General features: G+C 70.8%; 12 protein-coding genes. 8 read left to right on the top strand and 4 right to left on the bottom strand.

The window, feature by feature from the left end; genetic code table 11:
* Window positions 1–30: 30 nt before the first annotated feature.
* Genes ACM6JT_RS26970 through ACM6JT_RS26955 form a run of 4 tightly spaced genes read right to left on the bottom strand, consistent with a single transcriptional unit; the run spans window position 31 to window position 3,958 of the window.
* Complete coding sequence (locus ACM6JT_RS26970; RefSeq protein WP_217589533.1) at window positions 31–840, bottom strand: ABC transporter ATP-binding protein; 810 nt, start codon at window positions 838–840, stop codon at window positions 31–33.
* A complete protein-coding gene (locus tag ACM6JT_RS26965; RefSeq protein WP_414857642.1) occupies window positions 833–1,897 on the bottom strand; it encodes a FecCD family ABC transporter permease in 1,065 nt (354 codons plus the stop codon). The genes ACM6JT_RS26970 and ACM6JT_RS26965 overlap by 8 nt, the downstream gene beginning before the upstream one ends.
* Entirely contained in the window at window positions 1,894–2,814 is a 921-nt protein-coding gene (locus ACM6JT_RS26960; RefSeq protein WP_414857641.1) for an alpha/beta hydrolase, read from the bottom strand. Before ACM6JT_RS26960 ends, ACM6JT_RS26965 begins: the two co-directional genes overlap by 4 nt.
* 22 nt (window positions 2,815–2,836) lie before the next feature.
* Complete coding sequence (locus tag ACM6JT_RS26955) at window positions 2,837–3,958, bottom strand: ABC transporter substrate-binding protein (protein WP_407970596.1); 1,122 nt, start codon at window positions 3,956–3,958, stop codon at window positions 2,837–2,839.
* Window positions 3,959–4,119: 161 nt separating this feature from the next.
* Here ACM6JT_RS26955 and ACM6JT_RS26950 point away from each other — a divergent pair, with 161 nt between their 5' ends.
* The 8 genes from ACM6JT_RS26950 (at window position 4,120) to ACM6JT_RS26915 (ending at window position 16,260) form a co-directional block, all read left to right on the top strand.
* Window positions 4,120–5,091, top strand: coding sequence for a helix-turn-helix transcriptional regulator (locus ACM6JT_RS26950; protein ID WP_034181331.1), 972 nt, complete (start codon window positions 4,120–4,122; stop codon window positions 5,089–5,091).
* A gap of 117 nt (window positions 5,092–5,208) precedes the next feature.
* A complete protein-coding gene (locus tag ACM6JT_RS26945) occupies window positions 5,209–7,416 on the top strand; it encodes a TonB-dependent receptor domain-containing protein (protein WP_243564599.1) in 2,208 nt (735 codons plus the stop codon).
* A gap of 49 nt (window positions 7,417–7,465) precedes the next feature.
* Entirely contained in the window at window positions 7,466–8,650 is a 1,185-nt protein-coding gene (locus ACM6JT_RS26940; protein WP_414857640.1) for an isochorismate synthase, read from the top strand.
* Window positions 8,647–10,263: a (2,3-dihydroxybenzoyl)adenylate synthase gene (locus tag ACM6JT_RS26935; RefSeq protein ID WP_414857639.1), complete on the top strand. Its 1,617-nt coding sequence runs from the start codon at window positions 8,647–8,649 to the stop codon at window positions 10,261–10,263. Before ACM6JT_RS26940 ends, ACM6JT_RS26935 begins: the two co-directional genes overlap by 4 nt.
* 48 nt (window positions 10,264–10,311) lie before the next feature.
* Complete coding sequence (locus ACM6JT_RS26930) at window positions 10,312–11,187, top strand: isochorismatase family protein (RefSeq protein WP_414857638.1); 876 nt, start codon at window positions 10,312–10,314, stop codon at window positions 11,185–11,187.
* The gene (locus tag ACM6JT_RS26925) at window positions 11,184–11,510 is read left to right on the top strand and encodes a DUF2218 domain-containing protein (RefSeq protein WP_034181402.1); all 327 of its coding nucleotides are present in this window, start codon (window positions 11,184–11,186) and stop codon (window positions 11,508–11,510) included. The genes ACM6JT_RS26930 and ACM6JT_RS26925 overlap by 4 nt, the downstream gene beginning before the upstream one ends.
* Window positions 11,511–11,554: 44 nt before the next feature.
* Window positions 11,555–15,469 (top strand): amino acid adenylation domain-containing protein, encoded by a 3,915-nt coding sequence (locus ACM6JT_RS26920; protein WP_414857637.1) that lies wholly within the window; start codon window positions 11,555–11,557, stop codon window positions 15,467–15,469.
* Entirely contained in the window at window positions 15,466–16,260 is a 795-nt protein-coding gene (locus tag ACM6JT_RS26915) for a 2,3-dihydro-2,3-dihydroxybenzoate dehydrogenase (protein ID WP_414857636.1), read from the top strand. Before ACM6JT_RS26920 ends, ACM6JT_RS26915 begins: the two co-directional genes overlap by 4 nt.
* Window positions 16,261–16,293 lie beyond the last annotated feature (33 nt).

The raw sequence follows: 16,293 nt of genomic DNA, 5'->3' as shown, positions 1-16,293 counted from the left end.
GATACCGCCCGTGCTCAAGCGTTGAATCGCTCAATCGTCGCAAGCAAGCGCCGGCTCGTCCGGAATCGCCCGCTCCGCCAGCGCGACATAATCGCCCGACGCCGTGCGCTCGACCCTTGCATCGACGCGGTACGCGCGTCGCAGGTTCGGCGGCGTCAGCACGTCGGCCGGTGCGCCGTCCGCGACGAGTCCGTCGGCGCTCAGCAGCACGAGCCGGTCGCAGAAACGCGATGCGAGATTCAGGTCGTGCATCGCGACCAGCACGATCGCGCCGCGCCGGCGGGCCGCTTCGCCGACCGCCTCCAGCGCGAGCAATTGCCAGCGCAGGTCGAGCGCGCTGGTCGGTTCGTCGAGCAGCAGCAGCGGCGTGTCGCGCACGAGCACCTGCGCGAGCCCGACCATCTGCCGCTGGCCGCCCGACAACCGGTCGAGCGACGACATCGCCAGCGGGTGCAGCCGCAGCCGCGTGAACACCTGTTGCAAACGCCGGTCGCGCGTCGCGTCGGACAGGCCGCCGCAGGTGGCGCGCAACGCGCTGCGCACGGCTTCGTACACGAGCAGCGACGACGGTTGCGGCAAGGTCTGCGGCAGATAGCCGACCTGCCGTGTGTGTTCGCGGCTCGGCCCGCACAGCAGGTCGAGGCTGCCGAATGCCGCGCGACCGGTCGCGGACGCGAGCCGCGCCAGCGCGCGCAGCAGCGTCGACTTGCCGACCCCGTTCGGCCCGAGCAGCCCGATCGTCGTGCCCGGCTCGACCGGCGCGAGCGACAGCCCGTCGAGCACGACCCGGGAGCCGTAGCGGACGCACAGCGCGTCGAGATGCAGCATCGACTCAGCCATCGAGCCTCCTGCGCCGGCTGACGAGCAACATGAACAACGGCACGCCGACCAGCGCGGTGATGATGCCGATCGGCAGTGTCACGCCGGGGATCAGCGTCTTGCTGAGCACGGACGCGCCGGCCAGCATGATCGCGCCGGCGAGCGCCGCGCCCGGCAGGTAGTAGCGATGCTCGTCGCCGACCAGCAGTCGCGCGACGTGCGGCCCGACGAGTCCGACGAAGCCGATCGTGCCGACGAATGACAGCGCCGTCGCGGACAGCAGGCTGATGCGCGCGAGCGCGACGAGCCGCAGCCGCTCGACCGCGATGCCCATGCTGCGCGCCTGCTCGTCGCCGGCGCGCAGCGCCGTCAACGACGCAACGTCGACGCTTGCCCACAGCGCGCAGGCGGCGAACACGCAGGTCAGCAGTGCGATCTTGCTCCACGTCGCGCGGACCAGGCTGCCCATGCTCCAGAACACGATCTGCTGCAGCGCATTCGCGTCGGCGATGAACTGCAGCAGCCACAGCAGGGCCTCGAAGCTGAACATCAGGCCGATGCCGAACAGCACGACGGTTTCGGTCGACGCGCCGTGGCGCCACGCGAGCCAGACGATCAGCAGCGTCGCGACGCTCGCGCACACGAACGCGCCGAGCGACAGCGCGACGTTCTCGTTCCACAGCACGAGGTGCCAGCCGGAAATCACGACGAGCGACGCGCCGACGCTCGCGGCGGCCGACATGCCGAGCGTGAACGGGCTCGCGAGCGGGTTGTTCAGCACGGTCTGCATTTCGGCGCCGGCGAACCCGAGCGACGCACCGACGAGCACGGCCATCAGCGCATACGGCAGGCGCACGTCCCACAGGATCACGCGCTGTTCGAGCGGCAGCCCGTCGGGCCGGAACAGGCCGCCGACCAGGTCGGCGACCGGAAACGACGACGGGCCGGTCGAGACGTCGACGACGAGCAGCACGACGAGCACGCATGCGAGTGCGGCCAGCGCACCGATACGCCGCGCGGCGACCGCGCGGTAGCGGAGTCGCAGCGACGGAGGCGAAACGGGTGTCGTCGTGCTCATGCGGCCGCTCCGGACGCGGGCTCGACAACCACGCGTGACGCAAGCATGAGGCTCGGCAGCACGACGCCGCCGTGATCCTCGCCGTCGACCAGCCGGAACGCGGCGTCGAGCCCTGGGCGGCCACCCACGCGCGCGACGAAGTCGCGGGCGGAACTGACCTGCTTGCGTGCCTGCTGGCGGCGCATCCGTTCGGCGTCGGGGCTTGGAGCGCCTTCCTCGAGGCTGCCTGCGGTCACGAGGACGCTCAGCGGTGGTGCGAGCGGGGCGATTTGCGCGGCGAACCGGTCGGCATAGGGCAGCAGCGCGCGCTCGCCCCACCAGATCGACGGGCTCGCGGCCACGTAGCGCCGAAACAGGTGCGCGCGCGTGAGCATCGCGTACAGCGTCAGCAGGCCGCCGTACGAGTGGCCGAACAGCGTCTGCCGCTCGGGATCGACCGGCAACTGGCGGGCGAGCCACGGCTGCACGTCGTGCTCGATGAAGTCGAGAAAGCGGTCTGCGACGACGCCGCGGCTGTTCGGCAACGGCGCAAGCGTGTAGTCGTCCGCGCGTGCGGCCATGTCGTAGGGCCCGTCGACCGGATAGCCGATGCCGATCACGACGGCCTCGGCGTCGCGCGCGCCGTCGGGCCGCGCGCGGAGATTGCGGACGAGCTGCGCGGCGAGCGGGAACAGCGCATTGCCGTCGAGCACGGTGAGCACCGGATGGGGCGCCGAGCCTGAACGCTCGGCCGGTAGCGAGACGAACAGACGCCGCGTGCGGCCGGCGATCGTCACGTCGAACTGGCGGCTGTTCGGCACGACGACCGGCAGTGCGGCGTCGAGGCCGGGCCACGCAGGCGCATCGGCGGCGCGCGCGGGCGCGAGCCGGCCGCCGAGCGGGCCGGCCAATCCGGCGACGAGCAGGGAGCGGCGCATGGAGGAGGCGGGCATCCGCATGTCAGGACCCTTCCTGCGCCCAGTATTCGCCTTGCAGCGGAACGGGCTGGAAGCGTCGCACCATCGTGTCGAACGTGGTGCGCGGATCGAGATCGGCGAACAACGCCGGATGCAGCCACTTGGCCATCGCCTGCACGGCGACGACGTTGAACGGCGAATTGTAGAAGTGATGCCAGATCGCATACGCGCGCCGCTCGCGGACCGCGCGCAGTGGCGCGATCTGCGGCCGCTTCAGCGACCGGTCGAGCGAACGGACGGCGGCGTCGTGCGGCACGCCGGCGCCGAGCGCGATGCGTTGCGGCGCGCTTTGCAGCGTCTGGAGCGAGCCGATCGCGGTGCCGATGTAGAAATCGGGCTGGCGGCTCAGCAGGTATTCGGGGTTCAGCGTGCCGTGCTCGCCGGGTACGCGGCCTTTCGCGACGTTGTTGCCGCCGGCGGCGTCGAGCAGGTGGCCCATCATGCCGGTCATCGTGTCGCAGCAGTCGCCCGACAGGCCGACGCGGCTTTCGAGGAACACGCTCGGCGCGGCCGGGCGCGCGATCGCGAGCCGCGTGCGGACGAGATCGAGCTGCTGCTGCCAGTACGCGTTGAATTCCGTCGCGCGCTGCGGCGAGCCGAGCACCTGGCCGAGCAGCGCGATGCTGCGCGGCGTGTTGGCGAGCGGGTCGTGCCGGAAGTCGACGAACACGATCGCGACGCCGGCCGCCTCGAGCCGCGCGAGCGTTTCGCGATCGCGCTCGCCGGGGCCGTGGCCGCCGCCGAGCCCGAAGATCGCGACCTGCGGACGCAGCGCGAGCGCGCGCTCGTCGCTGAAGCTGCCGGACTGCGAGCGTCCGATGCGCGGCACGTCCTTCAGGCGCGGGAAGCGCGCGAGCCATTGCGTGTAGCTCGCGGGATCGAGCTGCTCGAAATCACCCATCATGCCGACGAGGCGGCGCGTCGGATCGTCGCCGTCGACCACCGCCAGCGCCGGCAGCAGGCGACCCTCGCCGAGCAGCACGCGCTCGACGCGCGCGGGAATCCGGACTTGCCGCCCGGCCAGGTCGGTGACGGTCGTCGTGTCCGCCTGCGCGGCATGCATCACGAGCCAGCCGCACAGCCATACACCCAACATGGCCCACATTCCGCTTGTTTTTTTCACGCGACTCCCGATACGATATAAATGAGAACAATTCTCATTTGATTGTAGCCGAGCCGAGGCCGTGACTGGGGCATCGGCCATTTGATCGAACACCAAAATAGTTTGCGCGGGCGCAAGAGGCCTGTGCGCGGGGGTATGACGACATGACAGCGCTGACGCCAGCCGCTTCCCATTCCGATCGCTATCGACACGACGCGCACGTCGCGCGGATCCGCGAGGTGCGGCCCGGGTTGCGGATCCATTCGGACGACGCAACCGACGAATTCGACGCCGTGATGTCGGGGCAGTGTTCGCCGGGCCTGCATCTCGTGCTGCTGCTCGAGGGTGCGCTCGACGTGTCGTACGGCGATCGGCGCGTGGTGTTGACGACGGACGGGCGGCGCACCGGCCGCACGGACCGCGACGCCGCGCGGCCTGCGGTGCGGATGCAGTCGTTCCTGCTCAACGCGGTCGAGCCGGACACGTTCCGCAGGCGGCTCAGCAAGGGCGGTTACGCGCGGCGGCTGAGCCTCGCGATGTCGGGCGAATGGCTCGGCCATCTGCAGGCGGCCAGCCGCGGCGTCCTGCCGGAACGGCTCGACGCGATGCTGTCCGCGCATCTCGCGATCCGCTTCTGGCAGCCGACGCCGCGTGCGACGGCGCTCGCCGAACAGATCGTGCGGCCGCCCGCCTATCAGCCGATGCTGCAGGCGATCTATCTGGAGAGTCGCGTGCTCGAACTGCTCGCCGAGGCCTTCACGCCGCTCGAGACCGGTGCGGCGCAGACGGCGGACGCGTCGCTCGGCTCGCGCGACTATCGGCGGATGGCCGAGTTGCGCGCGTTCCTCGCGAGCGACGCGGCGCAGGAACTGTCGCTCGACGACATCGCGCGGCACGCCGGGATGAGCGCGAACGCGATGCAGCGCCGGTTCCGCGCGGCCTATGGCACGACCGTGTTCGACTTCGTCCGCGAACATCACCTGCAGCGCGCGCGGCTCGCGCTCGAGCGCGATGCGGTGAGCGTCAAGCAGGCTGCGGCGCTGGCCGGCTACACGAGCGCCGCGAACTTCGCGACGGCCTACAAGCGCCGCTTCGGCGTCACGCCGACGCTGGCGCGACGCAGCGACCGGCGCTGACGACGGCCGGCGACGGCGCTCAAACGACTTCGATGCTTACGCAAAGATTTCGGTTGATTACATGTTTCATAATGAGAATGAGAATCAATCACATCATGAAACATCGAAAGCGCCACCATGTCGAATCAAGCTGCAAGCTTTGCATTCAAGCCGGTCGTCGTTGCCGGCCTGTATCTGATGGGCGCGTCGTGCGCGTGGGCGCAGACGCCTGACCCAACGGCGGAACCCGCCGCGGCGTCGTCTGTCGCCGCCCGATCCGCCGCCGCCGGACCGGACGACCGGGCCAAGCCGGCCGGATCCGCGCCGCCGGAGGCAGCCGCCGATCCGGCCGCGCTGAAGGAGATCGTCGTCACGGCGAGCCGCCGCGAGCAGGCGATCCGCGAGGCGCCCGCGAGCATTTCGGTGATCAGCCGGGAAGACATCGACGCGAAGCCGTACACGTCCGTCGCCGAGATCGTCGCCAACGTCGAGGGCGTGAGCGTCGTCGGTGCTTCGCCGAACGACCAGGACATCTCGATTCGCGGGATGCCGGGCGAGTACACGCTGATCCTCGTCGACGGCCGCCGCCAGAACACGCGCGAAACGATGAACCGCGGCACGGCCGGCGTGCAGTCGAACCTGATGCCGCCGCTGTCGGCGATCGAGCGGATCGAGGTCGTGCGCGGGCCGATGTCGTCGTTGTACGGCGCCGACGCGATGGGCGGCGTGATCAACGTGATCACGCGCAAGGTGCCGAAGCGCTGGGGCGGCACGATCACGGCCGGCAGCGTGTGGCAGCTCGAATCGAACCAGGGCGACACGCAGAGCGTCGATTTCTGGCTTGGCGGCCCGCTGAAATCCGACGTGCTCGGGCTGCAGGCGTCGGGGCGTCTCCTGCATCGCGGCGAAGACGACATCTACTACCCGAACAGCGGAACGAGCGGGGCGAACGGGCAGCGGATCGGCAGCTTCGATGTGAAACTGTCCGCGAAACCCGCGAGCAACCAGGACGTGAGCGTCAATATCGGGCGCGAGCAGCTTACCTATCTCAGCACGCCGGGCAAGAGCGCCGCGCCGCTTACGCCGCGCACGGCGGCCACCGCGCTCACGGAGACGCGTCATATCCGCGATTACTGGGGCATCACGCACGACGGCCGCTGGGGCTTCGGCGACACGACGGTATCGCTGTACGGCGAGCGCGGCGTGCAGGACCAGTGGACGCCGGCCGGGCGTTCGCCGGTGAGGCCCGCACTGACCGACACGATCCTCGAAGCCAAGGCCGCGATCCCGTGGTGGGGCGAGCGCAACATCCTGACCGTGGGCGGCCAGCACATCTGGTCGCGGCTGTCGGGCGTCAGCGTGCAGGACGCGGTGCCGAAAGGGCACGGTGCCAATGCGGATCGCGTCACACGCAACGCGTGGGCGCTGTTCGGCGAGAACGACTACTTCTTCAACGACCGCTTCACGCTGACGACCGGCGTGCGGCTCGATCACGACGACCGCTACGGCAGCCACGTGAGCCCGCGCATCTACGGCGTGTACCAGCTCAGCCGGGCGTGGACGGTGCGCGGCGGTGTATCGACCGGTTTCCGGCCGCCGTCGCTGCGCCAGAGCACGGCCGGCTACTGCATGACGTCGGGCGGCGCGGCGGGCGCGACGCCCGGTACGCTGTGCGGCAATCCGGATCTCAAGCCGGAGACGAGCCTGACCGAGGAGCTCGGCGTGCGCTACGACCTGGGCGACACGTACGCGGGCCTGACGCTGTTCAACAACCTGTTCAAGAACAAGGTGGCGAGCTACGACACGGGCAAGCCCGATCCGCGCTCGCCGGGCCGCAACATCTACGTGTACGACAACATCGACCGGGTCAAGCTGTACGGGCTCGAGATCGGCGCGGGCACGCGCCTGTCGCGCACGCTGAAGGTGTCGGGCGCATACACGCTGACCGAATCGCGCCGCGAAGGCAGCGGCGAGAAGGCGTTCAACGGCAGTTCGCTCGACGGCTATCCGCTCGACAAGACGCCGAAGCACAAATTCAACGTGCAGGTCGACTGGACGCCGACAGCCAAGCTCGATCTCTACGCGACGGCGAACTATATCGGCAGCGAATACTGGGCCGCGTTCCGCAACGGCGCGCAGGGCGTGCGCGAGCGGCCGTCGACGACGACCTTCGATCTCGGCGGGCGCTACCGGATCGACAAGCGTTTCTCCGTCAATTTCGCGGTGCTGAATCTGACCAACAAGATGGTGCCGATCGACGATCGCACGCGCACGACCGGGTTGAGCGGCAACTGGCTCGTCGACCAGGGGCGCCGCATCGCGGTCAGTCTGACCGCCGAAATGTGACGGCATGGCCGGCGCGCCGCGCCGGCTCGTTCAATCTGGAGGCAATGCCATGAATGCGATTTCCCGGCCTGACGAACTATTAGTACCCCATAGTGTGTGGGATGTTTATCGCGCGGATACGCCGCTGTTTCTCGCAACGCCGGCGCATACGCTGCTGGCCTGCGATGTTGCGGCGGCGATCCCGCATGCGGACGCGCCGCTCGCGGCGCGCGTGAACGACGCGTTGCGCCGCGAGCGGGCCGACGGCCACATGGGTGCGGCGGTGGTCGGCGCGGTGCCGTTCGACGTCGGCGCGCCGGCCGCGCTGCGGGTCGCACGCACGATGCTGCGCGCGCGGCCGCTCGGCGCGCTGCGGGCAGCCGGCTCGGCCGGCACGCGCTACGCGACGCGCGAGGTGCCGTCGGCGGATGCCTATGCGGACGCGGTCGCACAGGCGGTCGCCAGGATTCGCGCGGGCGAGCTCGACAAGGTCGTGCTGGCGCGCATGCTGGAGGCGACCGGCGACGCGCCGGTCGACGTTGCGGCGCTCGTTACGCGACTCGCGTCGTGCAATCCGCACGGCTATACGTTCTCCGTGGATCTCGGCGGGGGCCGCACGCTGCTGGGCGCGAGCCCGGAACTGCTCGTGAACCGCTTCGGCGGCATCGTGCGCGCGAATCCGCTGGCAGGCTCCGCGCCGCGCAGCCGCGATCCGGTCGAGGACCGGCGTCGCGCGCAGGCGCTGCTGGCGTCCGCGAAGGATCTCGACGAACACCGGGTCGTCGTCGAAGCCGTGCGCGACAGCCTCGCGCTGCTGTGCCGGCGGCTCGACGTGCCGGCGCGCCCGTCGCTCGTCCATACGGAAACGATGTGGCATCTGTCGACCGAGGTGTGCGGCGAATCCGACGCGGATGCGCTGACACTCGCACTCGCGCTGCATCCGACGCCCGCCGTCTGCGGCGCGCCGCGCACGGCGGCGCGCGACTGCATTCGCGATGCCGAGCCGTTCGATCGCGGCTTCTATGCGGGGATGCTCGGGTGGGTCGACGCGCACGGCGACGGCGAGTGGGTCGTCACGATTCGGTGCGCCGAAGCGTTCGACCGTACGCTGCGGCTCTATGCGGGCGCGGGCGTGGTCGCCGAATCGACGCCCGATGGCGAACGCGCGGAAACCGCCGCCAAGTTCCGGACCATGCTGGATGCGCTCGATATCGATCGAGATGCCGCATCGGGCGCCGCGCGGGAGGCTGCATGACGTCTGCGAACTACACGCCTTGGCCGGACGCGTTCGCCAGCGCGTACCGGCAGAAGGGGTACTGGCTCGGCCAGTCGTTCGCTCAGTGGTTAGACGAACGCGTCGCGCGGCACGGCGAACGCATCGCGCTCGTACAGGGCGACCTGCGCTGGTCGTACCGGACGTTCGCGGCGGAAGCCGAACGCACGGCCCGCGCGCTGACCGCGTGCGGGATCGTGCCGGGCGACCGCGTCGTCGTGCAACTGCCGAACTGCGTCGCATTTTTCGCGGTGATGTTCGCACTGTTCCGGATCGGCGCGCTGCCGGTGTTCGCGCTGCCCGCGCATCGCCGGCGCGAGATCGGCTACTTCTGCCGGCACGCGGGCGCGCTCGCCTATGTTGCGGCGGAACAGCACGACGGGTTCGACTACCGGGCGCTCGCGAGCGAGATCCGCGCCGATGCGCCGACACTGCGTCACGTGCTGTTCACGGCGCCCGGCAATACGCGCGTCGCGCTGCCGGAGGCGACGCCCGACATCACGCTCCCGCCGGGGCCCGGCGCGCACGAGATCGCGTTCCTGCAATTGTCGGGCGGCAGCACGGGTACGCCGAAGCTGATCCCGCGCACGCATGACGACTACCTGTACAGCGTGCGCGAGAGCGCGCGCATCTGCGGGCTGACCGAGCGCAGCGTCTATCTCGCGGCGCTGCCGGCCGCGCACAACTATGCGCTGAGTTCGCCGGGCTCGCTCGGCGTCTTCGATGCCGGCGGCACCGTGGTGCTGAGCGACAGCGCGAGCCCCGACGTCGCGTTCCCGCTGATCGAGCGCGAGCGCGTGACGGTGGCGGCGCTGGTGCCGCCGCTCGTGCCAGTGTGGCTGGCCGCGGCCGGGCAGCGGCGCGGCGCGCTCGCGAGCCTCGAACTCGTGCAGGTCGGCGGCGCGCGCTTCGATCCCGCGCTCGCGGCGCGCGCGGCCGACGGCTTCGGCGCGCAATTGCAGCAGGTGTTCGGGATGGCCGAAGGGCTCGTCAACTACACGCGGCTCGACGACCCGCGCGACGTGGTGATCGCCACGCAGGGGCGCCCGATCTCGCCGGACGACGAGATCCGCATCGTCGACGACGACGACTGCCCGGTCGAACCCGGTGAGGTCGGCCATCTGCTGACGCGCGGCCCGTACACGATCCGCGGCTACTACGACGCAGCCGCGCACAACGCGCGCGCGTTCACGGCGGACGGCTTCTATCGCACCGGCGATCGCGTCCGCCTGACGGCGGGCGGCCAGCTCGTCGTCGAGGGGCGCGCGAAAGACCAGATCAACCGCGGCGGCGAGAAGATCCCGGCCGAGGAGATCGAACACCTGCTGCTCGCGCATCCGGGCGTCGTCGACGCGGCGCTGGTCGCGATGCCTGACCCGTATCTCGGCGAACGCAGTTGCGCATACGTGATTCGCGGCGCGCCCGCGCCGGCCGCGGCGGACCTCGTTCGATTCGTGCGCGGACAGGGCGTGGCCGCGTACAAGGTGCCCGACCGGATCGAATTCGTCGATGCATTCCCGAAAACGCCGGTCGGCAAGATCGACAAGCGCGCGCTTCGGCAGCACATCGCGGATCGGCTCGCCGCCGCCGCTTGACGGGCGCGGCGGCGCCCCGTCGATTCCTCCATTCCAATGCAATCCATCATGGCCATTCCGAAAATCGCTTCCTATCCGATGCCGGCCGAGCTGCCGGCGAACCGCGTGAACTGGCGGTTCGACCCGCACCGCGCGGCGCTGCTCGTGCACGACATGCAGGACTACTTCCTCGACTTCTACGACCGTGCGGCCGCGCCCGTGCCGACGCTCGTCTTGCATGTGCGCCGCCTGATCGATTTTGCGCATGCGACCGGGATGCCGGTCTACTACACCGCGCAGCCGGCGACGCAGGCCGCGGCCGACCGGGCGCTCCTGACCGACATGTGGGGGCCGGGCCTCACCGCGCAGCCGTCGCGTGCGGCGATCTGCGACGCGCTCGCGCCGGCGCCCGGCGACACGGTGCTCGACAAGTGGCGCTACAGCGCGTTCCGGCGCTCGCCGCTCGAGACGCGCCTGTGCGAGCAGGGGCGCGACCAGCTCGCGATCTGCGGGATCTATGCGCACATCGGCTGTCTGATGACCGCCTGCGACGCGTTCATGCGCGACGTGCAGCCGTTCTTCGTCGCCGACGCGCTCGCGGATTTCTCCGAGCGCGAGCACCGCATGGCGATCGACTACGTGGCCGGCCGCTGCGGGATGGCGGTGACCACGAGCGCGCTCGTCGGCGTCGCGTCAGCGGACGACGCGGCACCGACGCTCGCCGCGATCGCGGCGCAGGTCGCCCGCAGCCTGCGGATGCCTGCCGCCGACCTGCGCGAGCACGACAACCTGGTCGATTGCGGGCTCGATTCGATCCGGATGATGACGCTCGTCGAGCAGTGGCGCGCGCAAGGCTACGACGTCACGTTCGTCCAGCTCGCAGAGCAGCCGACGCTTGGCGCATGGACGCGGGTGCTGCAGCGCGCGGCGCAGGTGAGCGCATGACGGCGCGTCCGGCGATGTCCGATGCCCGTCCGGCGCCGTTCGTCAGCACGGCGGAGGTGTCGGTGCCGCAGGCCGACCGCGTGCTGTTCAAGCTGTGCAAGCACTACGCGATCAAGGTGCCCGTCGTGTTCGACGAACATCGCGCGACCGTCGATTTCCCGTACGGCGTTTGCCGGATGCTGCGCACCGACGACGTGCTGCAGCTTCGCTGCGAAGCCGATTCCTCGGAGCAGCTCGAGCAGATCCAGTACGTGATGGACGAGCACCTGGGGCTGATGGCGCGCAACCGGGCGCTGGTGGTCGCATGGGAGCGGGGCGCGTGATGCGGCCCGTCTCCGGCTCAACGAACCTCGGAGCAAGCCCGCTCATGAAAAACGAATCCTTGCCGATCCGCGCGACGTCCGCGCAATACGGAATCTGGGTCGCGCAACAGGTCGACCCCGACGATCCAGGCTATCTGACGGCCGAGACCGTCGAGCTCGACGGCGCGCTCGACGTCGCCGCGCTGACCGACAGCGTCGAGGCCGTGCTCGATCACGCCGACGCGCTGCACATGCGGTTCGCGTGGCAAGACGATGCGCTGTGGCAGGCGCGCCGGCCGCCGCGCACGCGGCTGCCGCTCGTCGACCTGTCGGCGCAAGCCGATCCCGTGCAGGCGGCGCACGCATGGATGAAGGCGTCGCTCGCGATCTGCTGCGACGTGACGGCCGATCCGCTATACCGCACCGCGCTGCTGCGGCTGTCGCCGACCCGGCACTGGTGGTATCTGCAGGTGCATCACATCGCGCTCGACGGCTTCGGCTACGGGCTGCTGCAGCAGGCCGTGGCCGCCCGCTACAACGCGCGCGTCGGCGGCGGGCCGCTGCCGGCGCTGCCCGACTGGCGGATCGATCGCGTGGTGGAGGCCGAGGCGCGTTATCGCGGCGCCGGCGGCTTCGATGCCGATCGCGCGTTCTGGCGCGAACATCTGCGCGACGTGCCCGCGCCGCTCGTGCTCGCGCCGAAGCAGGATATTGCCCCGTGCGCGCTGCGCGCGACGCACGTGCTCGACGCGGAGCGCGTGCACGCGCTCCGCGCGGCCGCCGAGCGCGTCGACGTCGACTGGAATGCGTGGCTGCTGTGCGCGGTCGGCATCTGGCTCGCGAAGCAGGGCGGCCGGTGCGACCTGACGCTCGGGCTGCCGGTGATGAACCGGCTTGGCACGCCGGCACTCGGCGTGCCGTGCATGGCGATGAACATCGTGCCGCTGCGCATGCATGTCGGCGCAGGGCGCTCGCCGCGTGCGCTCGCGCGCGAATGTGCGGAGCGCCTGCGCGCGATCCGGCCGCACCTGTATTACCGGTATGGCTGGATTCGCGGCGATCTCGGGTTGCTGGAACGCAACGCGTTCCTGTTCAACCAGGCCGTCAACGTGATGCCGTTCGAACGGCAGGTCGCGTTCCACGGGCTCGCGAGCGATACGCGCGCGGTAAGCGGCGGCCCGGTGAAGGATCTGAACGTGACGCTCGCCGTGCGCGGCGGCGCGTGGCATCTGGCGCTGGAAGCAAACCCGAACGCATACGACGAGGCCGTGCTCGCCGCGCAGGCGCACGATCTTTCCGCGTGGCTCGACGCGTTCGCCGGACAGGCGCCGGACGAACCCGTCGGTGCGTTGCTCGACGGGATGCCCGCGCCGTCGATCGTGCGCGGCGCGCCGCTCGCCGGACCGTGCGACGACGTGCTCGCGCGGATCGAACGCATCGCGCTCGACATGCCGACGCAACCGGCGATCGAGGCCGGCGACCGGCGCATCGACTATCGCGCGCTGCTCGCCGATGCCGATGCGCTTGCGGCGGAACTCGGACGACGGGGTGTGGCGCGCGACGCACGCGTCGCGATCGCGGCACCGCGCGCGCCCGACGTGATCGCGGCGATGCTGGCCGTGCTGAAGGTCGGCGCGACGATCATGCCGATCGATCCGGACGGGCCGCCGCAGCGCGTCGCGGCGATGCTGGCGGATGCAGCGCCTGCGCTGGTGATCACGCGCGATGCGTATCGCGAATGCGCAGGCGGCCGGCCGGTGCTCGATCTGGACGCGGCGCGTGTGCCGTCGCCGCATGACGTGGCGTGCGTGGCGCCCGACGCGGCACAGCACGCGTACCTGCTGTACACGTCGGGATCGACCGGCCGGCCTAACGGCGTGCTGGTCGGGCGCGGCGCGCTCGCGCATTTCGTCGCGAGCACGCGCGACCTGTATCGCATCGGTCCGGGCGACCGGGTGCTGCAGTTCGCACCGCTGCATTTCGATGCGAGCTTCGAGGAGATCTTCGCGACGCTTTGCAATGGCGCGACGCTCGTGCTGCGCGACGACGCGATGCTCGACTCGGTCGACGCGTTCACGGCCGAGGTCGAGCGCCGCCGCATCACGGTGCTCGACCTGCCGACCGCCTACTGGCACGTGCTCGCCCACGCACTGGACGTACGCCATGCGCAACGCCTCGCCGGCGTGCGCCTGACGATCATCGGCGGCGAGGCCGCGTTGCCGGAGCGGATCCGGCGCTGGCATGCGCACCTGCCGAACCAGGTGCTGCTGAACACCTACGGGCCGACCGAAACCACGATCATCGCGACGGCCGCGTACGTGAGCGGCCCCGGCGCGGTCTGGCGCGACGGCGAGCCGGTGCCGATCGGCACGCCGCGCGCGGGCGTCGACGCGCAGGTCGTCGACGAGCGGCTGTATCCGGTGGCCGAGGGCCGCACGGGCGAACTGGTGCTGTGCGGCGACGCGCTGGCGCTCGGCTATCCGGGCAACGCGGCGCTGACGTCCGCGCGCTTCGTCACGCTGCCGGGGAGCGGCGCGCGTGCCTACCGGACCGGCGATCTCGCCACCGTGCGCGATGGCCGGCTGGTGTTCGACGGCCGGATCGACCACGAGGTGAAGATCAGCGGCGTGCGCATCGATCCGCGCGAGATCGAGGACTGGCTGCTGCGCACGCCGGACGTGCGCGAGGCAGCGGTCGTCGCGCTGCGCGGCGACGCCGACGTGACGACGCTCGCGGCGTTCGTCGCCGGGGTCGACGACACGGCCGCGCTGCGCGCGCAACTCGCCGACGCGCTGCCGGCCGCGGCGATTCCCGACGCGTGGCACGTGCTCGAACGGCTGCCGCGCAACGTCAACGGCAAGACCGATCGCAACGCGTTGCATCAGCTCGCGATGGCGGGTCGCATCGGCGTGGACGACGATCCGCGCGCCGACGCGCTCGAACGGCAGGTGATGCACGCGTGGCGCAGCGTGCTCGGCGGCGTCGCGCTGACGCCGGATTCGAATTTCTTCGACATTGGCGGCAAGTCGTTGCAGGCGATCCAGGCGAGCGCGCGGCTGGCGACCGCGCTCGGCCGCGACGTGCCGGTGTCGATGCTGTTCCGCCATGCGACGGTCGCGGCGCTGACGGCCGCGCTGCGCACGCCGCTGCCGTACCGGCCGCGGGCGGCGCGCGACGCGTTCGCGCCGCATCTCGCGATCCAGACGGCGGGCGGGCCCGCGCAGCGGCTGATCTGCATCCACCCGGCCGACGGCCTCGCGTGGAGCTACCTGCGGCTCGCCGCGTACCTGCCCGACACGACGATCGACGGGCTGCAGCTGTCGGTCGATGACACGAACGGCGCGGCCGATTTCGACGCGCTCGTCGACACCTATGTGCAGCGCGTGCGTGCGCTACAGCCGAACGGTCCATACCACCTGCTCGGCTGGTCGCTGGGCGGCGCGCTCGCGTACGCGGTCGCGGCGGCCCTCGAACGCGCAGGCGCACCGGTCGGCGTGCTCGCGCTGATGGACAGCTATCCGTCGTCCGCGTGGACGGCACAGCCGCAGCCTGAGACGGGCGACGCGCTGCGGATCCTGCTGACGGTGAACGGCGATTTCGACACGGCGGCGTTGTCCGACGCGCTGCTGCGGCAGCGCCTGCTGCGCGCGAACAGCCCGTTCGCAGCGCTCGGCGGCGCAGGGCTCGACGTGCTGGTCGACGCGACGCTGCGGCAGATGCGCCAGTTCCGTGCGGCGCCGACCCCGCATTACGGCGGCGAACTGCTGCTGTTCAACGCGACCCGCAAGCAGCCCGGCACACCGGCGCCCGACAGCTGGGCCGCGCACCGGCCGGCGGCGTTGCCGACCTGCGTGGCGCTCGACTGCTCGCACGACGGGATGTCCGATCCCGAACCGATGGCGGCGATCGGCGCCGCACTGACCGAACGGCTCGCCGCATGGGCCGACATGGAAACCGATACGAGGAACTTGAAGCGATGAGCAGGGAAACCGAAATGACATTTCCGGCGGGCGTGGCCGTCGTGACCGGCGCGGCGCGCGGGATCGGCGCCGCCGTGGTTCGCGCGCTCGCCGAGCGTGGGTTCGACGTCGCTGCGTTCGACGCCGACGGCGACGCGCTGGCGCGCGCGACCGGGGATCGGCCGCCGGCGCCGGGCCGCGTCCATCCGTTCACGGTCGACGTGGCCGACGCGCACGCCGTGCGCGCGGCAATCGAGCACGTGGAGGCGGCGGTCGGCCCGATCGGCATGCTCGCGAACGTCGCCGGCGTGCTGCGGCTCGCGACCGCGACGTCGCTGAGCGACGACGACTGGGCGCATTGCTTCGCGGTGAACGCGCACGGCGTGTTCCACCTGTCGCGCGCGGTCGCACAGCGCATGATCGTGCGACGCGCGGGCAGCATCGTGACCGTCGGGTCGAACGCGGCGCTCGTGCCGCGCACGCAGATGGCCGCCTACGCCGCGTCCAAGGCCGCCGCGCATCAGTTCACGCGCTGCCTCGGCCTGGAACTGGCCGGCCACGGCATTCGCTGCAACATCGTCGCGCCGGGTTCGACCGACACGCCGATGCAGCGCCAACTGTGGCGCGGCCCGGAAGGCCCGGCGGGCGTCATCGCGGGTTCGCTCGAAACCTATCGCACGGGCATCCCGCTCGGCCGCATCGCCACGCCGGACGACGTCGCCGGCACCGTGCTGTTCCTGCTGTCCGATGCCGCGCGCCACGTGACGCTGCACACGCTGTGCGTCGACGGCGGCGCGACGCTCGGTGTGTGACGGCACGGCCTTCGTCCGTTTCCGGCGCATCGT

It is taken from the genome of Burkholderia sp. IT-111MI5 (assembly GCF_949752865.1).
In the GTDB taxonomy this organism is placed as follows: Bacteria; Pseudomonadota; Gammaproteobacteria; order Burkholderiales; family Burkholderiaceae; genus Burkholderia; species Burkholderia pyrrocinia_C.
This window is presented reverse-complemented; position numbering and strand designations above follow the sequence as displayed.

What these genes read in the sequence shown, in the direction of transcription:
- ACM6JT_RS26935 (WP_414857639.1), top strand. Translation starts at nt 8,647, where the DNA reads ATGACGTCTGCGAACTACACGCCTTGGCCGGACGCGTTCGCCAGCGCG.
- ACM6JT_RS26950 (WP_034181331.1), top strand. Translation starts at nt 4,120, where the DNA reads ATGACAGCGCTGACGCCAGCCGCTTCCCATTCCGATCGCTATCGACAC.
- ACM6JT_RS26945 (WP_243564599.1), top strand. Translation starts at nt 5,209, where the DNA reads ATGTCGAATCAAGCTGCAAGCTTTGCATTCAAGCCGGTCGTCGTTGCC.
- ACM6JT_RS26915 (WP_414857636.1), top strand. Translation starts at nt 15,466, where the DNA reads ATGAGCAGGGAAACCGAAATGACATTTCCGGCGGGCGTGGCCGTCGTG.
- ACM6JT_RS26930 (WP_414857638.1), top strand. Translation starts at nt 10,312, where the DNA reads ATGGCCATTCCGAAAATCGCTTCCTATCCGATGCCGGCCGAGCTGCCG.
- ACM6JT_RS26965 (WP_414857642.1), bottom strand. Translation starts at nt 1,897, where the DNA reads ATGAGCACGACGACACCCGTTTCGCCTCCGTCGCTGCGACTCCGCTAC.
- ACM6JT_RS26920 (WP_414857637.1), top strand. Translation starts at nt 11,555, where the DNA reads ATGAAAAACGAATCCTTGCCGATCCGCGCGACGTCCGCGCAATACGGA.
- ACM6JT_RS26925 (WP_034181402.1), top strand. Translation starts at nt 11,184, where the DNA reads ATGACGGCGCGTCCGGCGATGTCCGATGCCCGTCCGGCGCCGTTCGTC.
- ACM6JT_RS26940 (WP_414857640.1), top strand. Translation starts at nt 7,466, where the DNA reads ATGAATGCGATTTCCCGGCCTGACGAACTATTAGTACCCCATAGTGTG.
- ACM6JT_RS26955 (WP_407970596.1), bottom strand. Translation starts at nt 3,958, where the DNA reads ATGTGGGCCATGTTGGGTGTATGGCTGTGCGGCTGGCTCGTGATGCAT.
- ACM6JT_RS26960 (WP_414857641.1), bottom strand. Translation starts at nt 2,814, where the DNA reads ATGCGCCGCTCCCTGCTCGTCGCCGGATTGGCCGGCCCGCTCGGCGGC.
- ACM6JT_RS26970 (WP_217589533.1), bottom strand. Translation starts at nt 840, where the DNA reads ATGGCTGAGTCGATGCTGCATCTCGACGCGCTGTGCGTCCGCTACGGC.